17 protein-coding genes are annotated in these 22,649 nt (G+C 70.4%); 9 read left to right on the top strand and 8 right to left on the bottom strand.

The window, feature by feature from the left end; genetic code table 11:
- Position 1: 1 nt before the first annotated feature.
- From AS97_RS11915 to AS97_RS11900, 4 genes are read left to right on the top strand one after another with little or no spacing between them, the layout of a single operon-like run.
- On the top strand, positions 2-1,588 hold the full coding sequence (locus tag AS97_RS11915) for a sugar ABC transporter ATP-binding protein (protein ID WP_210564866.1): 1,587 nt from the start codon (positions 2-4) through the stop codon (positions 1,586-1,588).
- The gene (locus tag AS97_RS11910) at positions 1,585-2,622 is read left to right on the top strand and encodes an ABC transporter permease (RefSeq protein WP_059148622.1); all 1,038 of its coding nucleotides are present in this window, start codon (positions 1,585-1,587) and stop codon (positions 2,620-2,622) included. Before AS97_RS11915 ends, AS97_RS11910 begins: the two co-directional genes overlap by 4 nt.
- 20 nt (positions 2,623-2,642) lie before the next feature.
- Positions 2,643-3,665 carry an aldo/keto reductase gene (locus AS97_RS11905; RefSeq protein ID WP_125755261.1) on the top strand — a complete coding sequence of 341 codons (1,023 nt, stop codon included), beginning with the start codon at positions 2,643-2,645 and terminating at the stop codon, positions 3,663-3,665.
- Positions 3,666-3,667: 2 nt separating this feature from the next.
- A complete protein-coding gene (locus tag AS97_RS11900; protein ID WP_125755263.1) occupies positions 3,668-4,519 on the top strand; it encodes an amidohydrolase family protein in 852 nt (283 codons plus the stop codon).
- Between the two features lie 22 nt (positions 4,520-4,541).
- Here AS97_RS11900 and AS97_RS11895 read toward each other — a convergent pair whose 3' ends face one another.
- The 6 genes from AS97_RS11895 to AS97_RS11870 all read right to left on the bottom strand — a co-directional run bounded on the left by AS97_RS11895 (position 4,542) and on the right by AS97_RS11870 (position 11,217).
- Complete coding sequence (locus AS97_RS11895; protein WP_059148620.1) at positions 4,542-5,213, bottom strand: FadR/GntR family transcriptional regulator; 672 nt, start codon at positions 5,211-5,213, stop codon at positions 4,542-4,544.
- A gap of 159 nt (positions 5,214-5,372) precedes the next feature.
- The gene (locus AS97_RS11890) at positions 5,373-5,843 is read right to left on the bottom strand and encodes a hypothetical protein (RefSeq protein ID WP_059148619.1); all 471 of its coding nucleotides are present in this window, start codon (positions 5,841-5,843) and stop codon (positions 5,373-5,375) included.
- Between the two features lie 343 nt (positions 5,844-6,186).
- Entirely contained in the window at positions 6,187-7,797 is a 1,611-nt protein-coding gene (locus AS97_RS11885; protein ID WP_059148618.1) for a glycerol-3-phosphate dehydrogenase/oxidase, read from the bottom strand.
- Between the two features lie 3 nt (positions 7,798-7,800).
- The gene (gene glpK, locus AS97_RS11880; RefSeq protein ID WP_059148617.1) at positions 7,801-9,348 is read right to left on the bottom strand and encodes a glycerol kinase GlpK; all 1,548 of its coding nucleotides are present in this window, start codon (positions 9,346-9,348) and stop codon (positions 7,801-7,803) included.
- Between the two features lie 33 nt (positions 9,349-9,381).
- Entirely contained in the window at positions 9,382-10,176 is a 795-nt protein-coding gene (locus AS97_RS11875; RefSeq protein WP_059148616.1) for an MIP/aquaporin family protein, read from the bottom strand.
- A 276-nt stretch (positions 10,177-10,452) separates the two neighbouring features.
- Entirely contained in the window at positions 10,453-11,217 is a 765-nt protein-coding gene (locus AS97_RS11870; protein ID WP_059148615.1) for an IclR family transcriptional regulator, read from the bottom strand.
- Positions 11,218-11,453: 236 nt separating this feature from the next.
- On the opposite strand from AS97_RS11870, the gene metH reads away from it, so the two are divergent.
- The 4 genes from metH to AS97_RS11850 all read left to right on the top strand — a co-directional run bounded on the left by metH (position 11,454) and on the right by AS97_RS11850 (position 19,395).
- Positions 11,454-14,960 carry a methionine synthase gene (gene metH / locus AS97_RS11865; protein ID WP_210564865.1) on the top strand — a complete coding sequence of 1,169 codons (3,507 nt, stop codon included), beginning with the start codon at positions 11,454-11,456 and terminating at the stop codon, positions 14,958-14,960.
- Between the two features lie 149 nt (positions 14,961-15,109).
- Positions 15,110-15,811, top strand: coding sequence for an HAD family phosphatase (locus tag AS97_RS11860; RefSeq protein WP_059148613.1), 702 nt, complete (start codon positions 15,110-15,112; stop codon positions 15,809-15,811).
- A 338-nt stretch (positions 15,812-16,149) separates the two neighbouring features.
- On the top strand, positions 16,150-17,748 hold the full coding sequence (locus AS97_RS11855; RefSeq protein WP_079059859.1) for an ABC transporter substrate-binding protein: 1,599 nt from the start codon (positions 16,150-16,152) through the stop codon (positions 17,746-17,748).
- A gap of 51 nt (positions 17,749-17,799) precedes the next feature.
- Complete coding sequence (locus AS97_RS11850; protein ID WP_125755267.1) at positions 17,800-19,395, top strand: ABC transporter substrate-binding protein; 1,596 nt, start codon at positions 17,800-17,802, stop codon at positions 19,393-19,395.
- 90 nt (positions 19,396-19,485) lie between these two features.
- On the opposite strand, the gene AS97_RS11845 is transcribed toward AS97_RS11850, so the two are convergent.
- Both AS97_RS11845 and AS97_RS11840 read right to left on the bottom strand, forming a co-directional pair.
- Positions 19,486-20,157: a response regulator transcription factor gene (locus AS97_RS11845; RefSeq protein ID WP_009719179.1), complete on the bottom strand. Its 672-nt coding sequence runs from the start codon at positions 20,155-20,157 to the stop codon at positions 19,486-19,488.
- A 168-nt stretch (positions 20,158-20,325) separates the two neighbouring features.
- The gene (locus AS97_RS11840) at positions 20,326-21,225 is read right to left on the bottom strand and encodes a RecB family exonuclease (RefSeq protein ID WP_228052868.1); all 900 of its coding nucleotides are present in this window, start codon (positions 21,223-21,225) and stop codon (positions 20,326-20,328) included.
- A 128-nt stretch (positions 21,226-21,353) separates the two neighbouring features.
- Between AS97_RS11840 and AS97_RS11835 the strand changes: the two genes are divergently transcribed.
- Positions 21,354-22,604 carry a site-2 protease family protein gene (locus AS97_RS11835; protein ID WP_059148611.1) on the top strand — a complete coding sequence of 417 codons (1,251 nt, stop codon included), beginning with the start codon at positions 21,354-21,356 and terminating at the stop codon, positions 22,602-22,604.
- The last annotated feature ends 45 nt before the right edge of the window (positions 22,605-22,649 follow it).

Below are 22,649 nucleotides of genomic sequence, written 5' to 3'. Positions count from 1 at the left end.
CATGGGCACGGTCGAGCAGCCCGCCGTGGTGCGGGCCCAGGGCATCGTCAAACGGTTCGGTCCCACCGTCGCCCTGGACCAGGCCCGGCTGGCCGTACGGCCCGGGGAGGCCCATGCGCTCGTCGGGCGCAACGGGGCGGGCAAGTCCACGCTGGTGTCCGTCCTGACCGGGATGGAGCGCCCGGACGAGGGCGAGGTGGCCTTCGGGGGCGAGCCCGCCCCCGGCTACGGCGACACCGCCGCCTGGCAGCGCAAGGTGGCCTGCGTCTACCAGAAGTCGATGGTGGTCCCGGACCTGACGGTCGCCGAGAACCTCTACCTCAACCGCTTCCCGGGGACGCGCCACATCCGCTGGCGCGCCCTGCGCGAGGACGCCCGCGCGCTGCTGGCCGAGTACGGCGTGGAGGTGGATCCGCGGACGCGGGCGAGGGATCTCAGCGTCGAGCAGCGGCAGTTCGTGGAGATCGCCCGCGCCCTCTCCTTCGGCGCCCGGCTGATCATCCTCGACGAGCCCACCGCCCAGCTCGACGCGGGCGGTATCGACCGGCTCTTCGCCAAGCTGCTGGAGCTGCGGCGGCAGGGGGTGGCCTTCCTGTTCATCTCGCACCATCTGCAGGAGGTCTACGAACTCTGCGACACCGTCACGGTCTTCCGCGACGCCCGGCATGTGCTCACCGCCCCGGTCGCCGGCCTCCCCAAGGAGGAGCTGGTGGCGGCGATGACCGGGGACGACGGCGCGGCGCCCGGAGGCGACTCCCGGGCGGCCGTCCGCGCCCCCGTCGCCCGTAAGGAGGCCGGCCCGGGCGGGGAGCCGGTGCTGCGCACCGAAGGGCTCAGCCTGGAGGGCGAGTTCGACCCGCTGGACCTGGTGGTGCGCCCCGGCGAGGTGCTCGGCCTGGCCGGGGTCACGGCCAGCGGCAACACGGCGGTCGGCGAGACCCTGGTGGGCCTGCGCAAACCGGCCGGCGGGCAGCTTTCGGTGCGCGGCCGCCCGGTGCGCCCCGGGAGCGTGCCGCACGCCATCGACGCGGGCATCGGCTACGTCCCGGAGGACCGGCACGATCAGGGCCTGGTCCTGGGCCGCAGCGTCGCCGAGAACGCCACCTTGACCGTCACCGACCAACTCGGGCCCTACGGCACGGTGCTGCCCTCCCGGACCCGTGCCTTCGCCCAGCGGATGATCACCTCCCTGGACATCAAGACCTCGGGCCCCTCGCAGCCCGTTTCGGGTTTGTCCGGCGGAAATCAGCAGAAGGTCGTCATCGCGCGGGCCCTGGCCCGTGAGCCCAGCCTCCTGGTGGCGATCCGCCCGACCGCCGGGGTGGACGTGAAGTCCAAGGATGCCCTGCTCGGCGTCGTACGGGACGTCGCCGCGGCCGGGAGCGGCGCGGTCATCGTCTCCGACGAACTGGACGATCTGCGGGTCTGCGACCGGGTCCTGGCCTTCTTCCACGGGCGGGTGGTCGCGGAGTTCGACAGCGGTTGGAGCGACCGTCAGCTCGTCGCCGCCATGGAGGGCATGACGGAGCCGGGCACCAACGGCACGGCGAGGGACACAGGAGACCGCACAGAGGGAGGGCAGTCATGACCGATACGGCACGTCAGCAAACCGCCGAGGCGGTGGCTGACGGCCCGGCGGGGCGGGGCCGGCCGCGGATCGACATCGCGCGCTGGCGCGATCTGTCACTGGTCCCCGTGATCTTCGTCCTCGGGGTCATCGGCTTCATCGTCTCGCCCGCCTTCCTCACCGAGGACAACCTGATCGGCGTCGTCCAGCAGTCCACCGAGCTGGGGCTGCTGGTGCTGGGCGAGGCGCTGATCCTGATCAGCGGGCGGATGGACCTCTCCCTGGAGTCGACCATCGCCGTGGCGCCGGTGATCGCCCTATGGCTCGTCCTGCCCGATCACGGGGCGCGGTTCGAGGGCCTGGGGCTGCTGCCGGTGTGGACCGCCATACCGCTGTGCCTGGCGGTCGGGGCGCTGATCGGCGCGGCCAACGGCTTCCTGATGCTCAAGCTGCGTGTCAACGGCTTCATCGCGACCCTGGGCATGCTCACCATGCTGCGCGGACTGCAGGTCGGCGTCGCCGAGGGCCAGTCGATCGTCAACGTCCCCGAGTCCTTCCGCTACCTCGGCAAGGCCGACTGGCTGGGCGTGCCCGCCGCCGTGTGGATCTGCCTGGGGCTGTACGCCCTCGGCGGCCTGGCGCTCGGCTATCTGCGGCACGGGCGCGCGCTGTACGCGATCGGCGGCAACCCCGAGGCCGCGCGGGCGGCGGGCATCCGGGTGGACCGGATCACCTGGATCGTGCTGAGCGTCGGCGGGCTCCTCGCCGCCTTCGCGGGCATCCTCTACACCGGCCACTACGGCTCGGTCGCCGCGACCCAGGGCAACGGCTGGATCTTCCAGGTGTTCGCCGCGGCGGTCATCGGCGGAATCAGCCTCAAGGGCGGCCGCGGCACGCTCTTCGGCGCGCTCACGGGCGTGCTGACGCTGCAACTGGTCGTCAATGTGATGACCCTGGGCGGGGTACCGCCCCTGTGGAACCAGTTCATCAACGGCTCGATCATCATCGTCGCGCTGATCATCTCCCGCTACGCCAGCGGCGAGAAGCAGGACTGAGAGCCGGTCGGGAGGAAGCCATGGTGGGCGACGGAGGACGGGCCCCGAGCGGTCCGCGCGAACTGGGTCGCTCGGGGGTGCGCGTACCACCCCTGGGTCTTGGCTGCGCGCCGCTGGGCAATCTCTACGAGGCGGTGCCGGAGGAGCGTGCGCGGGACACCGTAAGGGCGGCGTTCGACACCGGCCTGACCTATATGGACACCGCGCCGCACTACGGCGTGGGTCTTTCCGAGGAGCGGCTGGGGCGGGTGCTGGCCGGGCGCGAGCGCGCCTCGTACACCCTCTCCACCAAGGTGGGGCGGCGGCTGCGGCCGCGGGCCCCCGGGGAGCCCGTCCAGCCGGACGGGTTCGCCGACACCCCCGACCGGGTCCGGGAGTGGGACTTCACCCGGGACGGCATCCGCGCCACTCTCGAGTCCTCCCTGGAGCGGCTCGGGGTCGACGCCCTGGACATCGTCTACGTTCACGATCCGGAAGACCACATCCGTGAGGTCTATGAGACGGGCTTCGCGGCGCTGGCCGAGCTGAAGCAGGAGAAACTCGTCCGGGCCATCGGCTTCGGCATGAACCACAGCGACCTCCTCGCCCGGTTCGTCGCCGACTTCGATGTGGACGTCGTGCTGTGCGCCGGGCGCTGGACGCTGCTGGACCGCACCGCCCACGACGATCTGCTGCCGGTCTGCGAGCGGCGCGGCACCTCCGTGGTGGTCGGCGGGGTCTACAACTCCGGGCTGCTCGCCGACCCCGCCCCCGGGGCCCGCTACGACTACCAGCAGGCGCCGCCCGAGCTCCTGGCGCGGGCCCAGCGGCTGGCCGAGGTGTGCGCCGAGTACGAGGTGCCGCTGCGGGCCGCCGCGCTGCGCTTCCCCTTCGGCCATCCCGCCGTGGCCGCGGCCGTGGTCGGCTGTGCCACCCCGGCCGAAGTCCGGGACAACGCCGCGTTGTTCAGCCACGACATCCCCGATGAGCTGTGGCAGGCTCTGGTGGCGCGCGGGCTGCTCGACGAGGACATCCCGCTGCCGGTCCCCACCCCCGAGGAGTGATCTTGCCTCGCCGTATCGACGCTCACCACCATCTGTGGGACCTGACCCGCCGTGAGCAGCCCTGGATGGACGGCCCCTGGGCCGAACCCATCCGCCGCACCTTCACCCCGGACGATCTCGCCCCGCATCTGGACGCCCATGGGATCGGCGCCACCGTCGTCGTCCAGTCCAGCTCCTCCGTCGAGGAGACCCGGGAACTCCTGGCCCTGGCGGGCGGATCGGACCGGATCGCGGGCGTCGTCGGCTGGGCCGACCTCACCGATCCCGGGGTGTGCGAGGTGCTCGCGGAGCTGGCCGCCGGACCCGGCGGCGACCGACTGGTGGGCCTGCGCCACCAGGTGCAGGACGAGCCGGATCCGCGCTGGCTGGACCGCGAGGACGCCCGCCGGGGGCTCGCCGCCGTGGCCGACGCGGGGCTGGTCTACGACCTGCTGGTCACCCCGCGCGAACTCCCCGCGGCCATCGACGCCGTCCGCGAGCTGCCGCAGGTGCGCTTCGTCCTCGACCACGCGGCCAAGCCGCCGGTGGCGAGCGGTGAGCGCGACCTCTGGGCCCGGCAGCTCACCTCGCTCGCGGCCCTGGCCAACGTCGACTGCAAGCTGTCCGGACTGGTCACCGAGGCGGACTGGGACGGCTGGAAGCCGGAGCAGGTGCTGCCGTACGCGCGGCACGTCCTGGACGCCTTCGGGCCCGGACGGGTGCTGTTCGGCTCCGACTGGCCGGTGTGCATCCTGGCCGCGACCTACGACGAGGTGGTGGCCCTCGCGGAGCGGGCCACGCTCCAGCTCGGCGAGGACGAGCGCGCCGCCGTCTTCGGCGGCAACGCGGCCCGCGCCTACCGCCTCCGGCCGTAAGGCGCGCACCGCCCGCCGGGGCTCACAGCGTGGAGCGCAGCCACTGCTCCACGCTCGCGATGTGCACCGTCGCCCAGGACCGCGCCGCCTCCGCGTCGCGGTCCCGCAGCGCGGAGAGGATCGCCCGGTGCTCATGGAGGGTGCGGCTGACCGCGTCCTCCTGGGTCAGACCGCGCCACACCCGGGCCCGGGTGGTGGGCCCGGAGAGCCCGTCGAGCAGTGAGCAGAGCACCGAGTTGCCCGAGCACTGGACGATGCCGCGATGGAATTCCAGGTCGCAGGCGACCAGTTCCTCCACCGAGGGCTCCTGCCCGAGCGCGTCCAGCTGCTCCTGGAGCCGGTCCAGCTCGGCGTCGCTGATCCGGGCGGAGGCGAGCGCCGTGGCCGCGGGCTCCAGGATCCGCCGTACGGCCAGGAACTCCAGTACGGTGTCATCGCGGTGGAAGTCCACGACGAAGCTCAGCGCCTCCAGCAGCAACTGGGGGTCGAGGCTGGTCACATAGGTGCCGTCGCCCTGGCGTACGTCGAGGATCCGGATCAGCGACAGGGCCCGCACGGCCTCGCGCAGCGAGTTGCGGGACAGCCCGAGATCGGCGGCCAGCTCACTCTCCTTGGGGAGCCGGTCACCGGGCCGCAGCGCGCCCGAGACGATCATGCCCTTGATTTTCTCGATCGCCTCGTCGGTGACCGCCATGGTGGACCTCCCCGGAGCCAAACATCCGATGTATCAGGGGTCCATTATGGCTTATGGCGCGCGCGAAACCGGCGGCGTCCGCCGGGGACGCCGCCGGTCCGCTGTGGCCTGCTGCCGGGAGGGCCCGAAGACCGGCTCAGCGCCGGTTCATCGGAGGGCTCAGAAGGTGAACGGCCCCGGGTTCTGGGGCGAGGTGGCGGTGCAGTTCACCGTGATCAGGCCGAAGATGACCAGCTTGAGCGACTTGGCCTCCAGGACGTCGCCCGCGGCCACCGTGCCCTTGAGCGGGCCCGTGGTCACATCGGAGCCGGTCGGGATCGCCGGGTTGGCGTTGCCGGTGAAGGTGGCGGTCCCGGAGCCGTTCTTCGACAGGGTCAGCGTCGAGCTCACCGAGCCCGCCGGGACGTCGATCGGAGCCTTGATCGCTCCCGAGGACAGGGTGATGGTCGCGGCCGTCCCGCTCTGCGTGGCCGTGAGGGTGGCCAGGCCCGACCCGTAGGTCCCGCAGTCGGCGGTCAGGGTCGCGGTCGTGGGGTCGACCGCGGACGCGGTCGGCGCCAGCGCCAGCGCGCCGGCGGCCAGTGCTGCTGTTCCCATTGCCGTGCTGATCCCGAGCTTGAAGCGTCTCATGGGACTGCCTTCCGGAGTGGGGGAGTGCGCTGATGTGTGGGGGGTTCCCGCCCGTCATCCACGGGCGATGTCATTGATGCGCGCACCGCCGAAGAAGGCAAGAGCGATTCCGCAGATTTTTAACGCGCGAGTAAGTCCGCGGCCCGCACAGAGGATCACCGCCAACTGCCGTACAGACGACGGAACTTGGGGAAGCCTCAGGTCAGCTCCGCGGCGTGTTGCGCGCTGCCCCGGCGCACCACCGGGGCGATCCGGCCGGGGTCCGAACCCAGTCCGGGCGGCCGGGTGAGACGACGTTTCGTCTCACCCGGCCGCCCGGACTGGGAAGGCGGGCCCGTGGGGGTCAGGGTCGCTTGGCCAGCAGATCCTCGACCCGGCTCCGGATGTCCTCGGAGTCCAGGCCGCGGATGGTCAGGGTGGTGCGGCGGCGCAGTACGTCGTCCGCCGTGCGCGCCCACTCGTAGTCCCGGGCGTAGACGACCTGCGCCCAGATCTCCGGGGCGTCCGGGTGGATCCGCTCGGCGAGCGCCGCGTCGCCGCTGGCCAGCCGGGCGATGTCGAAGGAGAGCGAGCCGTAGTGGGTCGCCAGGTGACGGGCGGTGTCGGCGGCCATGCGCGGGCCGGGGGTGCCGCCGTCCACCAGCAGCCGGTGCTCGACGGCGTGCGGATTGGCCAGGCCCGGCAGCGGCATGTGCTTGGGCAGCAGCTTGACCGGCTCCATGTCGTCGGCGAGCGGGCGGCCCGGCAGCTGGGCCAGCTTGTGCATCACGGTGCGGCCGATGTGGCGGAAGGTGGTCCACTTGCCGCCGGCTATGGAGAGCATCCCGCCCCTGCCCTCGGTGACCACGGTCTCGCGCTTGGCCTTGGCGGTGTCGCCGGGGCCGCCGGGCAGCACCCGGAGCCCCGCGAAGGAGTAGGTGATCAGGTCTCGGGAGAGCTGCTGGTCGCGGATGGAGAAGGCCGCCTCGTCCAGGATCTGGGCGATGTCCGCCTCGTTGACCGCCACATCGGCCGGGTCGCCCTCGAACTCCTCGTCCGTGGTGCCCAGCAGCAGCATGTCCTCCCAGGGGAGGGCGAAGGTGATGCGGTACTTGTCGATCGGGGTCGCCAGCGCCGCCCGCCAGGGGGAGGTGCGCTTGAGGACCAGATGCGCGCCCTTGGACAGCCGGATCGACGGCGCCGCGTTCGGGTCCTCCATCCGGCGCAGATGGTCGACCCAGGGGCCGGTGGCGTTGAGCACCAGACGGGCGTTCACCCCGAACTCGGTGCCGTCGGTGCGGTCCTTGAGCTCGGCGCCGGTGACCCGGCCGTCGCTCTTGCGCAGGCCCACGACCTCGGCGTGGTTGAGGACGGTGGCGCCCGCCTCCACGGCCGCCCGGACCGTCATCAGGGCCATGCGGCTGTCGTTCATCTGGCCGTCGCCGTAGACCGCGACCGCCTTGAGGTTCTCGGTGCGCAGCTCCGGGACGTCGCGCGCGGCCCGCTCGGCGCCGATCACATGGCCGACGCCGTCCCGGAACGCGGAGAGCGCCGAGTAGGCGAAGACACCCGCGCCCAGCTTGGTCGCGCCGTGCGGGCCGCCCTTGTAGACCGGCAGGTAGAAGGTGAGCGGGTTGGCCAGGTGCGGGGCGACGGTACGGGAGACCGCGCGCCGCTCGAAGTGGTTCTCGGCGACCAGCTTGACCGCGCCGGTCTGGAGATAGCGCAGGCCGCCGTGGAGCAGCTTGGAGGAGGCGGAGGAGGTGGCGCCGGCGAAGTCACCGGCATCCACCATCGCCACCCGCAGCCCGGACTGCGCGGCGTGCCAGGCAGTGGTGATGCCCAGAATGCCGCCGCCGATCACCAGGAGGTCGTACGTCGCCTTGGAAAGCTGTTCCCGGGTTTCGGCTCGGCTCGGGTTCGAACCGGCAGCCGGGTGCGTTCCGAGGGACGGAACGCTCTGCAGGGTGGTCATTGATTACTCCTCGTCTTCGATCCAGCCCATGGTCCGCTGCACGGCCTTGAGCCAGTTCTTGTACTCGCGGTCGCGGACGTCCGCGTCCATTCGGGGGGTCCATTCGGCCGCCCGGCGCCAGTTGGCGCGCAGGGCGTCGGTGTCCGGCCAGAAGCCGACGGCCAGACCGGCGGCGTAGGCCGCGCCGAGGCAGGTGGTCTCGGCGACCATCGGGCGCACCACGGGTGCGTCCAGGGCGTCCGAGAGGGTCTGCATCAGAAGGTTGTTGGAGGTCATACCGCCGTCGACCTTGAGCGCGGTGAGCTCGACCCCGGAGTCCTTGGTCATCGCGTCGACGATCTCGCGGGTCTGCCAGGCGGTGGCCTCGAGCACGGCGCGCGCGATGTGCGCCTTGGTGACATAGCGGGTCAGGCCCGCGATCACGCCACGCGCGTCGTCCCGCCAGTACGGGGCGAACAGGCCCGAGAAGGCGGGCACGAAGTACGCGCCGCCGTTGTCCTCGACGGAGCTGGCGAGGGTCTCGATCTCGGCGGCGCTGTTGATCAGGCCCATCTGGTCCCGCATCCACTGCACCAGCGAACCGGTGACCGCGATCGAGCCCTCCAGGGCGTAGACCGGCTTCTCGTCGCCGATCCGGTAGCCGACCGTGGTCAGCAGCCCGTTGTAGGAGTTGACCGGCTTCTCGCCGGTGTTCATCAGCAGGAAGGTGCCGGTGCCGTAGGTCGACTTGGCCTCGCCCTCGGCGTAGCAGGTCTGGCCGAAGAGGGCCGCCTGCTGGTCGCCGAGCGCCGAGGCGACCGGCACGCCCGCCAGGATGCCCTCGGCCGTGTGGCCGTAGACCTCGGCGGAGGAGCGTATCCGCGGCAGCACGGCGGCCGGGATGTCCATCGACGTGAGGATCTTCTCGTCCCAGTCGAGGGTGTGGAGGTTCATCAGGAGGGTGCGGGAGGCGTTGGTGACGTCGGTGACGTGCACACCGCCGTTGACGCCGCCGGTCAGGTTCCAGATGACCCAGGAGTCCATGGTGCCGAAGAGGATGTCGCCCGCCTCGGCCCGCTCGCGCAGCCCCTCGACGTTGTCGAGCAGCCAGCGGATCTTGGGACCGGCGAAGTAGGAGGCCAGCGGGAGGCCGGTCTCGCGGCGGAAGCGGTCCTGGCCGACGTTGCGGCCGAGTTCGCGGCAGAGGGCGTCGGTGCGGGTGTCCTGCCAGACGATGGCGTTGTGCACCGGCTCACCGGTCTTGCGGTCCCACAGCAGGGTGGTCTCGCGCTGGTTGGTGATGCCGATCGCCTTGACGTCGATGGCGGTGATGCCGGCCTTGCTGATGGCGCCGGCGACGACCTCCTTGACGTTCTCCCAGATCTCGGTGGCGTCGTGCTCCACCCAGCCGGGCTTGGGGAAGATCTGCTCGTGTTCCTTCTGGTCCACCGAGACGATGCGGCCGTCGCGGTCGAAGACGATGCAGCGGCTGGAGGTGGTGCCCTGGTCGATGGCCGCGATGAACGGGCCCTGGCCGTGGGACGAGGCGCTCGTGGTGTGGGTGTCGGTCATGATCTGCTGCTCTCCTGCGGGTGGTGGGGTGGGCTAGGCGAAGGCGATCTCGTAGATCCCGCCGGCGATGGCGCCGCCGATGAGCGGGCCGACGACGGGGATCCAGGCATAGCCCCAGTCCGAGCCGCCCTTGTTGGGCAGCGGCAGGAGGGCGTGGGCGATACGGGGGCCGAGGTCACGCGCCGGGTTGATGGCGTAACCGGTCGGGCCGCCGAGCGAGAGGCCGATGCCGACCACCACGAAGGCGGTGATCATGACGCCGATGACGCCCAGGCCCTTGCCGTCGCCGTTGAGCCCCTGGGTGAGGATGGCGAGCACCAGCACGGCCGTGGCGATGATCTCGGTGGCCAGGTTCTGTGCGACGTTCCGGATCTCGGGGCCGGTGGAGAAGACGCCCAGCACCGGGCCGGCGTCGGTGGCCTGCTGCTTGTCCGCGGCAACCGTGTCCTGGGCGCCCGGGCCGCCGACGATCTCGCGGTCGGTGAGATGGGCGTGGAAGTGGCCGAGGTAGGCGAGCCACACCAGCGCCGCGCCGATCACCGCGCCGAGCATCTGGCCGAGGAAGTAGACCGGCACATCGCTCCACTCGATGCCGCCCTTGATGGCGAGGCCCAGCGTCACCGCCGGGTTGAGATGGGCCCCCGAGAGAGGCGCCGAGATATACGCGCCGGTGAGGACGGCGAAGCCCCACCCGAGGGTGATGGCGACCCACCCCGCCTCGAACGCCTTGGATCGCTTCAAGATCACGCCGGCGACGACACCGCAGCCGAGCAGAATGAGTACGGCGGTACCGATGGTCTCGCCGATGAAGATGTCGGAGCTGGACACCCGCGACTCCTTTGTCCTTCGTCCAGGGGAAGGCGAACCCCCGGGTTCTCACCGGTGGTCCGCGCCCTCGTGGGAGGGCGTTGGTCGGCCCGCGGCGAGTCCACCATAGCGAATATTGTCGTCAGGTGTTCGACAATGCCGACCGATGAACGGCAGTTTTCTTCACAGCGAAGACCCCGTCAAGGGTCGTGTGAAGGAAAAATCGCGCGTATGTGAAACCGTGATGAAGCAGGTCATGCCGGGATATGGGGGCAGATCCACGCGGGTTGCCACGATTCAGAAACGGAGGGCGCCCAGGTCCCGGGAGACGGCGCGGGCGCAGTCCCGTACGGCGGCCACCAGCTCCGAGCGCAGCTCCCCGCCGTCGCACACCCGCTCGACCGCGCCCGTGATCCCCACCGCGCCCACCGGCAGCCGGCGCCGGTCGTGGATGGGCGCCGCGACCGACGCCACGCCCTCCCAGGTCTCCTCCACATCGGAGGCCCAGCCGCGCGCCCGGATCAGGTCCAGTACGCCCTCGAACTCCCGCTCCCCGGTCACCGTGCGGGGCGTGAACGCCTTGCGGTCGGCCTCGGTCACCTCGCTGTGGGCCACCGGGTCGTAGGCGGAGAGCACCTTGCCCAGGGCCGAGGAGTGCAGCGGGTGCATCGCGCCGACCTCCAGCACCTGGCGGCTGTCGTCCGGCCGGAAGACATGGTGGACGATCAGCACACCCTGCTGGTGCACCACGCCCAGGTACACGCTCTCGCCGCTGGAGCGGGCCAGGTCGTCCGTCCAGACCAGGGCGCGGGCGCGCAGCTCGTGCACGTCCAGATAGCTGTTGCCCAGGCGCAGCAGCTCCGCGCCGAGCTGATAGCGGCCGGATGCCTCGTCCTGCTCGACAAAGCCCTCCTGCTGCAGCGTGCGCAGTATGCCGTGCGCGGTGCCCTTGGCCAGCCCCAGAGTGGAGGCGATGTCGGACAGTCCCAGACGTCGCTCACCACCGGCGAGCAGGCGTAGCATCGCGGCGGCGCGCTCCAACGACTGGATGTTCCGGGCCATCGCCAACCTCCTGACTGCGGTTCGACAATGCTGAACACTATCGGTCCATGTCGACCCTGCGGTACCGCAAGGCCATCTGTCGACGATCAAGGGCCCGCCGAGGGCCGGCCGCCCGCGCCCATCCCGGCTGATGGAACGACCATCGTGAAATGACCACTGGCAGCTACTCTGGCGTGGTGCGCCGTCCCCAGGGAGGGCGCAAAGCCGACAGCCGTCGCACTCCAGGGAGCACATCCATGGCCTCGCATACGCCATCGCCCACATCCGCCGCCCGAGCCGACGCGCTCCGCGAAGCACTGGCCACCCGCGTGGTGGTCGCCGACGGTGCGATGGGGACGATGCTCCAGGCGCAGGACCCCAGTCTCGACGACTTCCAGCAGCTCGAGGGCTGCAACGAGATCCTCAACATCACCCGCCCGGACATCGTCCGCTCGGTCCACGAGGAGTACTACGCCGCCGGGGTGGACTGCGTCGAGACCAACACCTTCGGTGCCAACCACGCGGCGCTCGGTGAGTACGACATCCCCGAACGCGTCCACGAGCTCTCCGAGGCCGGCGCCCGGATCGCCCGTGAGGTCGCCGACGAGTTCGCCGCCGACGGACGCCAGCGCTGGGTGCTGGGCTCCATGGGCCCCGGCACCAAGCTGCCCACCCTCGGCCACGCGCCCTATATCACCCTCCGCGACGCCTACCAGGCCAATGCCGAAGGCATGATCGCCGGTGGCGCGGACGCCCTCCTGGTGGAGACCACCCAGGACCTGCTGCAGACCAAGGCCGCGGTCCTCGGCGCCCGCCGCGCCCTGGACGCCACCGGCGCCAACCTCCCCCTGATCTGCTCGGTCACCGTCGAGACCACCGGCACCATGCTGCTCGGCTCCGAGATCGGCGCGGCGCTCACGGCCCTCGAGCCGCTCGGCATCGACATGATCGGCCTCAACTGCGCCACCGGCCCCGCCGAGATGAGCGAGCATCTGCGCCATCTCGCCCGCCACTCCCGCATCCCGCTGTCCTGCATGCCCAACGCCGGCCTTCCGGTGCTGGGCAAGGACGGCGCCCACTATCCCCTCACCCCCGGCGAGCTGGCCGACGCCCAGGAGACCTTCGTCCGCGAGTACGGGATCTCCCTGGTCGGCGGCTGCTGCGGCACCACGCCCGAGCATCTGCGCCAGGTCGTCGAGCGGGTCCGCGACCTGACCCCCACCGAGCGCTCCCCGCGCCCCGAGCCCGGCGCCGCCTCGCTCTACCAGACGGTGCCGTTCCGCCAGGACACCTCGTACCTGGCGATCGGCGAGCGCACCAACGCCAACGGCTCCAAGAAGTTCCGCGAGGCCATGCTGGAGGCTCGCTGGGACGACTGTGTGGAGATCGCCCGGGAGCAGATCCGCGAGGGCGCCCATCTGCTCGACCTGTGCGTGGACTACGTCGGCCGGGACGGCGTCGCGGACATGGAGGAGCTGGCCGGGCGGTTCGCCACCGCCTCCACCCTCCCCATCGTCCTGGACTCCACCGAGGTCGACGTCATCCGGGCCGGGCTGGAGAAGCTCGGCGGACGCGCGGTCATCAACTCCGTCAACTACGAGGACGGGGACGGCCCCGACTCGCGGTTCGCCAAGGTCACCCGGCTCGCCCAGGAGCACGGCGCCGCCCTGATCGCGCTGACCATCGACGAGGAGGGCCAGGCCCGCACGCCGGAGCACAAGGTGGAGATCGCCGAGCGGCTGATCGCCGACCTGACCGGCAACTGGGGCATCCACGAGTCGGACATCCTCATCGACACCCTGACCTTCACCATCTGCACCGGTCAGGAGGAGTCCCGTAAGGACGGCATCGCCACCATCGAGGCGATCCGCGAGCTCAAGCGGCGCCACCCGGACGTCCAGACCACGCTGGGCCTGTCGAACATCTCCTTCGGCCTCAACCCGGCCGCCCGGATCGTGCTCAACTCCGTCTTCCTCGACGAATGCGTCAAGGCGGGCCTGGACTCGGCGATCGTGCACGCCTCCAAGATCCTGCCGATCGCGCGGTTCGAGGAGGAGCAGGTCAAGACCGCCCTGGACCTGATCTATGACCGCCGCGCCGAGGGCTATGACCCGCTGCAGAAGCTGATGGGGCTCTTCGAGGGCGCCACGGCCAAGTCCCTCAAGGCGGGCAAGGCCGAGGAGCTGGCCGCGCTGCCCCTGGACGAGCGCCTCAAGCGGCGCATCATCGACGGTGAGCGCAACGGGCTGGAGGCCGACCTCGACGAGGCGCTCCAGGAGCGCCCCGCCCTGGACATCGTCAACGAGACGCTGCTGGACGGCATGAAGGTGGTCGGCGAGCTGTTCGGCTCCGGCCAGATGCAGCTTCCGTTCGTGCTCCAGTCCGCCGAGGTCATGAAGACCGCGGTGGCGCATCTGGAGCCGCACATGGAGAAGTCCGACGACGAGGGCAAGGGCACCATCGTGCTCGCCACCGTCCGCGGCGACGTCCATGACATCGGTAAGAACCTCGTGGACATCATCCTGTCCAACAACGGCTACAACGTGGTCAACCTGGGCATCAAGCAGCCGGTCTCGGCGATCCTGGAGGCCGCCGAGGAGCACCGCGCCGATGTGATCGGCATGTCCGGGCTGCTGGTGAAGTCCACGGTGATCATGAAGGAGAACCTGGAGGAGCTCAACCAGCGCAAGCTGGCCGCCCGGTTCCCCGTCATCCTCGGCGGCGCCGCCCTCACCCGCGCCTACGTCGAGCAGGACCTGCACGAGATCTACGAGGGCGAGGTGCGCTACGCCCGCGACGCCTTCGAGGGCCTGCGCCTCATGGACGCCCTGATCGCCGTCAAGCGCGGTGTGCCCGGCGCGGCGCTCCCCGAGCTCCGGCAGCGCCGCGTCCCCCAGCGCGCCGCCCAGGTGCGGGAGCCGGAGCCGGACGAGGGCCCCGCACGCTCGGACGTGGCCACCGACAACCCCCTGCCCACGCCGCCCTTCTGGGGCACCCGCGTCGTCAAGGGCATCCAGCAGGCCGACTACGCCTCCTGGCTGGACGAGGGCGCGCTGTTCAAGGGCCAGTGGGGGCTCAAGCAGGCGCGCACCGGCGACGGGCCCGGCTACGAGGAGCTGGTGGAGAGCGAGGGGCGGCCCCGGCTGCGCGGCTGGCTGGACCGGCTGCACACCGGGAACCTGCTGGAGGCGGCCGTCGTCTACGGCTACTTCCCGTGCGTCTCCAAGGGCGACGACCTGGTCCTGCTGAACGAGGACGGCAGCGAGCGGACCCGCTTCACCTTCCCGCGCCAGCGCCGCGGCCGCCGGCTGTGTCTGGCCGACTTCTTCCGGCCCGAGGAGTCCGGTGAGACCGATGTCGTCGGGCTGCAGGTGGTGACCGTCGGCTCGAAGATCGGCGAGGCCACCGCCGAGCTGTTCGCCGCCGACTCCTACCGCGACTATCTGGAGCTGCACGGCCTGTCCGTCCAGCTGGCGGAGGCGCTGGCCGAGTACTGGCACGCCCGGGTCCGCGGCGAGCTGGGCTTCGCCGGTGAGGACCCGAGCGAGATGGAGGACATGTTCGCGCTGAAGTACCGCGGCGCGCGCTTCTCGCTGGGTTACGGCGCCTGCCCCGACCTGGAGGACCGCGCGAAGATCGCCGATCTGCTGCGGCCCGAGCGGATCGGGGTGAAGCTCTCGGAGGAGTTCCAGCTCCACCCCGAGCAGTCCACGGACGCCATCGTCATCCACCACCCGGAGGCCAAGTACTTCAACGCGCGGTAGTTCCGCGGCGGCGGTTCGTGACCGCCTTACGGTGCTCACGAGGCGCGTCGGCGCGACGCGACGTAGAATGGTCGATCCGGTAGAGGCCGGTCGCCTTCCCGTCAGGGGAAGGGGGCCGGCCTTCGTGCCCCTTATCCGGAGGTGTTTGGATGACCAGCAGCATCCCCGCCGTCGATACCCGTACGGCCGAAGGCTCGGCACTGCAAGCCGTTCTGCTCGACATGGACGGCACCCTGGTCGACACCGAGGGCATCTGGTGGGACGCGGAGGTCGCCATCTTCGCCGAGCTCGGTCATGCGCTCGCCGAGGAGTACCGCCAGGTTGTCGTCGGCGGCCCGATGTCGCGCAGCGCCCAGTTCCTGATCGAGGCCACCGGCGCCGAGATCGCCCTCGCCGAGCTTACCGGCCTGCTCAACAGCCGCTTCACCGAGCTGATCGACGGCAGTGTGCCGATGCTGCCCGGCGCTCGCCGGCTGCTCACCGAGCTGGCCGCGCAGGGCATCCCCACCGCCCTGGTCTCCGCCTCCCACCGGCGGGTGATGGACCGGGTCCTGCGCTCACTCGGCCCCGAGCACTTCACCCTGACGGTCGCGGGCGACGAGGTCGAGCGGACCAAGCCGCACCCGGACCCGTATCTGTTCGCCGCGGCCGGACTGACCGCCGAGCCGGGGCGGTGCGTGGTCATCGAGGACACCGACACGGGCGTACGGGCCGCCGAGGCGGCCGGGTGCCGGGTGGTCGCGGTGCCGTCCGTGGTGCCGATCGAGCCCGCCGCGGGGCGTACGGTCGTCGGCTCGCTCGAAGAAGTCGATCTTTCATTTTTGCGTACTCTGGTCACTGCAATGCACTGAACGCGCACCGAGCGTATTTCTGTAAATTGCAAACTGAATAGCGCGGGCGCATTTTTCACGTTCCGTTGGCGACAATGGAACGTGATGTTTATCACTGCCCGGGCGGTGAACGGGCGGGATGGTTGCCTGTCGCGCGTCCCGTCTGGTGCGATTTGGGTGAACCCATATGCCGGGATTGGCGGCATGCCGTACGAATCGTGGCAGCGTCCGGATATCGGTCAATGGCCGCTCGTTATCGGGGCGTGATATCGCCTCAACTTCGTTGTGTCTGAGCATGGTCGGCGCCGCGGACTAATCTCGTCGCGAGTAGTTGATCGATGGCAGGGAGACTCCCGACAATGACGCGCAAGTCGCTGGTGCTGCCGGCTGTGGCCGGCCTCCTGATCTCCACGCTCGCCGCGTGCGGTGGTACCGACGGCTCGGGCTCGGACGGTAAGGCGATCGTCCTGGGCAGCACGGACCGCATCGAGGCGTCGAAGGAGGCGCCCGCTCCGCTGGATCCGGCCCTGGCCTACGACTTCGCCTCCTGGAGCGTGCTGCACAACGCCTTCCAGACGCTGATGAGACTGCCCCGCTCGGGAACCGAGCCGATACCCGACGCCGCCGAGAAGTGCGGCTTCCAGGACCGGCAGAGCGAGCAGTACCGCTGCACGCTGCGCAGCGGTCTGAAGTTCTCCAACGGTCACGACCTGACCTCCGAGGACGTCAAATTCTCCCTCGAGCGCGTGCTGCGCATCGACGACCCCAACGGCACCAAGTCGCTGCTGTCCAACGTGGACAAGATCGAAACCCCCAGCGACCGCGAGATCGTCATCCACCTCTCGCAGCCGGACGCGACCTTCCCGTCCAAGCTCACCACTCCGGCCGCCGCGATCCTGGACAGCGAGGTCTACAAGCCCGACGCGCTGCGCAACGGGTTCGAGATGACCGGCTCGGGCCCGTACACCGCGAAGACCGAGGTGCGCGACAATCGGCTGGTCAAGGTCGTCTTCACCAAGAACAGCCGCTACAAGGGCGATGTCGAGGTGAAGGCCGACAAGGCGGAGATGCGTTTCTACGACTCCGCCGCGACCATGGAGAAGGCGCTGGTCAAGGGTGATCTCGACGTGGTCCACCGGGGGTTCTCGCCCGATCAGATCGACAAGCTCAACAAGGGCGACGTCAAGGGCGTCCGGCTCTTCGAGTCCTCCGGGCAGGGCATCCGCTATCTGGTCTTCAACACCTCGGACCCGGTGGTCAAGAACAAGGCGGTCCGGCAGGCCATCGCCCATCTCGTGGACCGCCAGGCGCTGGTGCGCGATGTGTACAAGCGGACCGCCGAGCCGCTCTACTCGATGATCCCCACCAGCATCTCCTCGCATATCAACTCCTTCCACAACGAGTACGGCGACCCGGACCCCGCGGCCGCCAAGAGCGTGCTGCGCGACGCCGGTATCAGCACCCCGGTGAAGCTGAAGCTGACCTACACCACCGACCACTACGGTCCGGAGACGGCCGGGGAGTTCAAGGAGCTGAAGAAGCAGCTCAACGCCAGCGGGCTCTTCTCCGTCACGATCAAGGGCTACCCGTGGCGGGACTTCCGCCCGGCGCTCGTCAAGCGCCAGTTCTCCGCCTCCGGGATGGGCTGGCTGCCCGACTTCCCGGACCCCGACAGCTACACCGCGCCGTTCCTCACCACGGACAACTTCCTCAACTCGCCCTACCGCAACAGCACCATCCAGGACGAGCTGATCCCCAAGACCCGGCAGGAGGCCCAGCGCAGCCTCGCCGACGAGGACTTCCAGTCCATCCAGAACACCGTCGCCGGCGACGTGCCCTATCTCCCGCTGTGGCAGGGCAACACCTACGTGGCCGCCCGCGAGAACGTCATCGGCGCCGAGTACGCCTTCGACTCCTCGACCATGCTCCAGCTGTGGGAGCTCGGCAAGGGCGACTGAGAACGACCCACGGGGGTCAGGCACGAGACGACGAATGTGTGAGGAAGACCGTTGAGGAAACGTGATCAGTGGCTGGCGGCTCCCCTCGGCGCGGGACTGGCCGCCGCCCTGCTCACCGGATGCGGCAGTGAGGACGGGGACGCGGCGGGCAGCGGCGAGCACGTGGTCATGGGGATGTCGGACGAGGTGCTCGCCACCGACCCGGCATCCGGCTACGACCCGGGCTCCTGGCTGCTGTTCAACAACGTCTTCCAGTCCCTGCTGAGCTTCCCGAAGGGCAGCACCACACCGCAGCCGGAGGCGGCGGAGAAGTGCTCCTTCAAGGACAACGCCAGCCGGGTCTACTCCTGCACCCTGCAGAACGACCTGAAGTTCTCCAACGGTCACGGCCTCACCTCCGAGGACGTCAAGTTCTCCTTCGAGCGCACCAAGCGGATCAATGACGCCAACGGTCCGGCGCTGATGCTCAGCTCCATCGGGAGCATCGACACCCCGGACAAGCGGACCGTCGTCTTCCATCTGAAGGGCTCCGACGCGACCTTCCCGCAGAAGATCGCCTCCGGCGCCGGGTCCATCGTCGACCACCGGGAATACCCCGCCGACAAGCTGCGCACGGACCACAAGGCGGTCGGCTCCGGCGTCTACAAGCTGGACTCCTTCACCAAGGAGGAGGCCGACTTCTCCGTCAACGACGGCTACCAGGGGCCCGCCCGGCCGAAGAACTCCGGGCTGAGCCTGAGGTTCTTCCACGGCGGGCAGGCGCGGCTGAAGTCCGCCGTGCAGAAGGGCGATGTGGACCTCGCCTACCGCGGGCTGGCCATGCGCGACCTCGCCGACCTCCAGGCGCAGAGCCTCGGCGGCGGCAAGAGCCTGAACGTGGTCGAGGGCACCGGCGCCGAGGTCCAGCACCTGGTCTTCAACATGAAGGACCCGGTGGCGGGCAAGCTCGGCGTCCGCAAGGCCATGGCGTACCTCATCGACCGCTCCACCCTGGTGCGGGACGTCTACAAGCGCACCGCCGAGCCGCTGTACTCGGTGGTCCCGGCCGGGATCACCGGCCACAACACCGCCTTCTACGACAAGTACGGCGACCGCCCGCAGCCCGAGAAGGCCAAGCGGGCGCTGCGGGACGAGGGCATCTCCGGCAAGGTCAGGCTGACGCTGTGGGGCACCCCGATCCGCTACGGCCCCGGCACCGTCCCGGGCCTGCGCCAGATCGCCCACCAGCTCAACGCCAGCGGGCTGTTCGACGTCGACGTGAAGAGCGCGGACGTCGCCGCGTACGAGAAGGGCGTCGCCGACGGGAAGTACGGCGTCTATGTGAAGGGCTGGGTGCCCGACTACCCGGACCCGGACAACTTCGTCGCCCCGTTCTTCGGCGCCGGCAACGTCCTGGCCAACCACTACACCTCGCCCCGGCTGTCCGCGCAGCTCATCCCGGCCACCGCCGAGCAGCCCAGCCGCGAGGCCACGGTCGGCGACTTCCAGCGGATCCAGGACATCGTCGCCGACGAGGTGCCGATGCTCCCGCTGTGGCAGGGCAAGCAGTACGCGGTGGCCCAGGACGACATCTCCGGGCTGCAGTGGACCCTCGACTCCTCGACGGTCTTCCGCTTCTGGGAGATCGGCAAGTCGTCCGACAGCTGACGGGCACGCGCGGCTTTACGGCGGTACGGCGGGAGGCCCGGGGCACGTGCCCCGGGCCTCCCGCCGTACCGCCACCGTCCCGCGATGCGGCTACTGCGCGCCGGGGCGGACCAGACCGCTCTCGTAGGCGTAGACGGCTGCCTGCACCCGGTCGCGCAGCCCCAGCTTGGTCAGCACATGGCCCACATGCGTCTTGACCGTGGTCTCGCTGACGAACAGATCCGCGGCGATCTCCGCGTTGGACAGCCCCCGGGCCACCAGCTTCAGCACCTCGACCTCGCGCTCGGTGAGGGTGTGCAAGGTGTCCGGCACCGGCTCCTCGCCCGACGGGAGGTGACCGGCGTACTTGTCGAGCAGCCTGCGCGTGATGCTGGGCGCCAGCATCGCCTCGCCCGCCGCCACCACGCGGATGGCCTGCACCAGCTCGGTCGCGGGCGCGTCCTTCAGCAGAAAGCCGCTGGCCCCGGCGCGCAGCGCCTCCACCACGTACTCGTCCAGGTCGAAGGTGGTCAGCACCAGCACCTTGGCCGGGCCGTCCCGCCCCGGACCGGTGATCTGGCGGGTCGCCTCCACGCCGTCCATCCGCGGCATACGGATGTCCATCAGGACCACATCAGGCTGCAGCGCCCGCACCTGGTCGAGGGCCTGCAGACCGTCCCCTGCCTCGCCGACGACCGCCAGATCCTGCTCCGCCTCGAGGATCATCCGGAAGCCGGTGCGCAGCAGCGGTTGGTCATCGACCAGTAGGACGCGGATCGCCACGGGAACTCCTTCACTAGACCGCGTCCATTCTGCCCGCCCGTCGCCCACCACCGCCCTCAGGGGGCGCTACGCGGCACCTCCTTCTTGCCCGTCGCCCGCCACCGCCCTCAGGGGGCGCTACGCGGCACCTCCTTCTTGCCCGTCGCCCGCCACCGTCCTCAGGGGGCGCTACGCGGACCCTCGATTCTGGGGCGGCACGACGGCCAGGGGATACGGCGGCGGCGTACCCCCGAACTCCGGACAGTGGGCCTGGTGGTCGCACCAACCGCACAGCCTGGTCTGGCGGGGGACAAAGGCACCGGTCTCCGTGGCCAGCCGGATCGCCTCCCACAGGGCCAGCACCTTGCGCTCCACCGCCAGCAGATCCCGCTCGTCCGGGTCGTACGTCAGCACATCGCCGCTGCCCAGGTACACCAGCTGCAGCCGCCGCGGGATCACCCCGCGCAGCCGCCACAGCACCAGCGCGTAGAACTTCATCTGGAACAGGGCCTCGCCCGCGTACTGCGGCGCGGGGGCCTTGCCGGTCTTGTAGTCCACGATCCGCACATCACCCGTGGGAGCGATGTCGATCCGGTCGATGATGCCACGCAGCCGCAGCCCGGACTCGAGCTCCGTCTCCACGAACAGCTCCCGCTCCGCGGGCTCCAGACGGGTCGGATCCTCCAGCGAGAACCACTGGTCCACCAGCGTCTGAGCCCCTGTCAGCCACTCGGCCAGCCGGTCCGGCGCCGGGGCGCCGTCCTCCTCCTGGAACAGCTCGGCCAGCTCCGGCTTGGCGGCCAGCAGCCGATCCCACTCGCCCGGCACCATCGCCCGGGCCCGCGGCGAGGTGCGTTCGGCGGCCGGTGCGTCGAAGAGCCGCTCCAGCACCGCGTGGACCACCGTGCCGCGGGTGGCCGCCGCACTGGGCTTCTCCGGCAATTTGTCGATCACTCGGAAGCGGTACAGCAGCGGGCACCGCATGAAATCGGCCGCCCGTGACGGTGACAACGAGGCGGCGGGGCGGGACTTCGGCGGCCCGTCCGACGGTTCGGCCTTCCCGGTGGTGGTTCCCGTGGTGGTTCCCATGGCGAAGACCCTACGACCCGCCACTGACAGCCGGACGCATACCATCGACGTCCGAGCCCCTCGCACTGCATGATCGTGGGGACCGTATCAAAAGAGGGGTGCGACCGAGCATCCGACGAGGGGACACCGTGGACAACAGCGGGCAGCGGCAGTCCGACAACGGGGAATCGGACCGCACGACCGAGCCCGAGGGCGGCAAACAGCCGCGCCCACGCGAGGCGGGCGGCGGCATTCTCATGGGCCGCCCGTTCGGCGTGCCGGTGTATGTCTCGCCCAGCTGGTTCCTGGTCGCCGCCCTCATCACCTGGGTCTTCGGCGGTCAGCTCGACCGGGTGCTGCCCGAGCTCGGCGCCGCCCGCTATCTGGTCTCGCTCTTCTTCGCGGTGGCTTTCTACGCCTCGGTGCTGGTGCACGAGCTCGCCCACACCGTGGCCGCGCTCCGCTTCAAGCTGCCGGTGCGCCGGATCCAGCTGCAGTTCTTCGGCGGTGTCTCGGAGATCGAGAAGGAGACCGAGACTCCCGGCCGGGAGTTCGTGCTCGCCTTCGTCGGCCCGCTGCTCTCCCTGGTCCTCTCGGGCGTGTTCTACCTGGGCATGATGGTTGTGGAGCCCGGCACGGTGCCCGGGGTGCTGCTCGCCGGGCTGATGATCTCCAACCTGATCGTGGCCGCGTTCAACCTGCTGCCCGGGCTTCCGCTGGACGGCGGGCGGATGCTGCGCGCGGTGGTCTGGAAGATCAGCGGCAGGCCCATGACCGGCACCGTCGCCGCCGCCTGGAGCGGCCGCGCGCTCGCCGTCGCGGTGCTCGTCGGACTGCCGCTGCTCACCCAGGCGGGCGGGCTCGGCGAGGAGCCCGAGAGCTTCGGCAGCGTCGACTCGCTCACCGACGCGCTGCTGGCCGCCATACTCGCCGCGATCATCTGGACCGGCGCGGGCAACAGCCTGCGGATGGCCCGGCTGCGGGAGCGGCTGCCGGACCTGCGCGCCCGTACGCTCACCCGGCGCGCCGTCCCGGTGGCGGCCGACACCCCGCTCTCCGAGGCGCTGCGCCGGGCGAACGAGGCCGGGGCCCGCGCCCTGGTCGTGGTGGACGGCCATGGCACCCCGACCGCCGTGGTGCGCGAGGCCGCCATCGTGGGCATCCCCGAGCACCGCCGCCCCTGGGTCGCGGTCAGCGGTCTCGCCCAGGATCTCAAGGACGGTATGCGGGTCTCCGCCGAGCTCACCGGCGAGGAGCTGCTGGACACCCTGCGGGCCACCCCCGCCACCGAGTACCTGGTGGTGGAGGAGAGTGGCGAGATCTACGGGGTGCTCTCCACGGCGGATGTCGAGCGCGCCTTCGTGGCGGCCATGGCCAGGACGCCCGCGGGCCCCTCCTGAGGCCCCCGGTGTGGTCCGGGCAGGGTGAAGTGCCCGGTAGGCTGT

Origin of the sequence: Streptomyces sp. AgN23, from assembly GCF_001598115.1 — a bacterium.
Lineage (GTDB): Bacteria > Actinomycetota > Actinomycetes > Streptomycetales > Streptomycetaceae > Streptomyces > Streptomyces antimycoticus.
The sequence above is the reverse complement of the archived record's forward strand: the minus strand, read 5'-3'. Positions and strand labels throughout refer to the sequence as shown.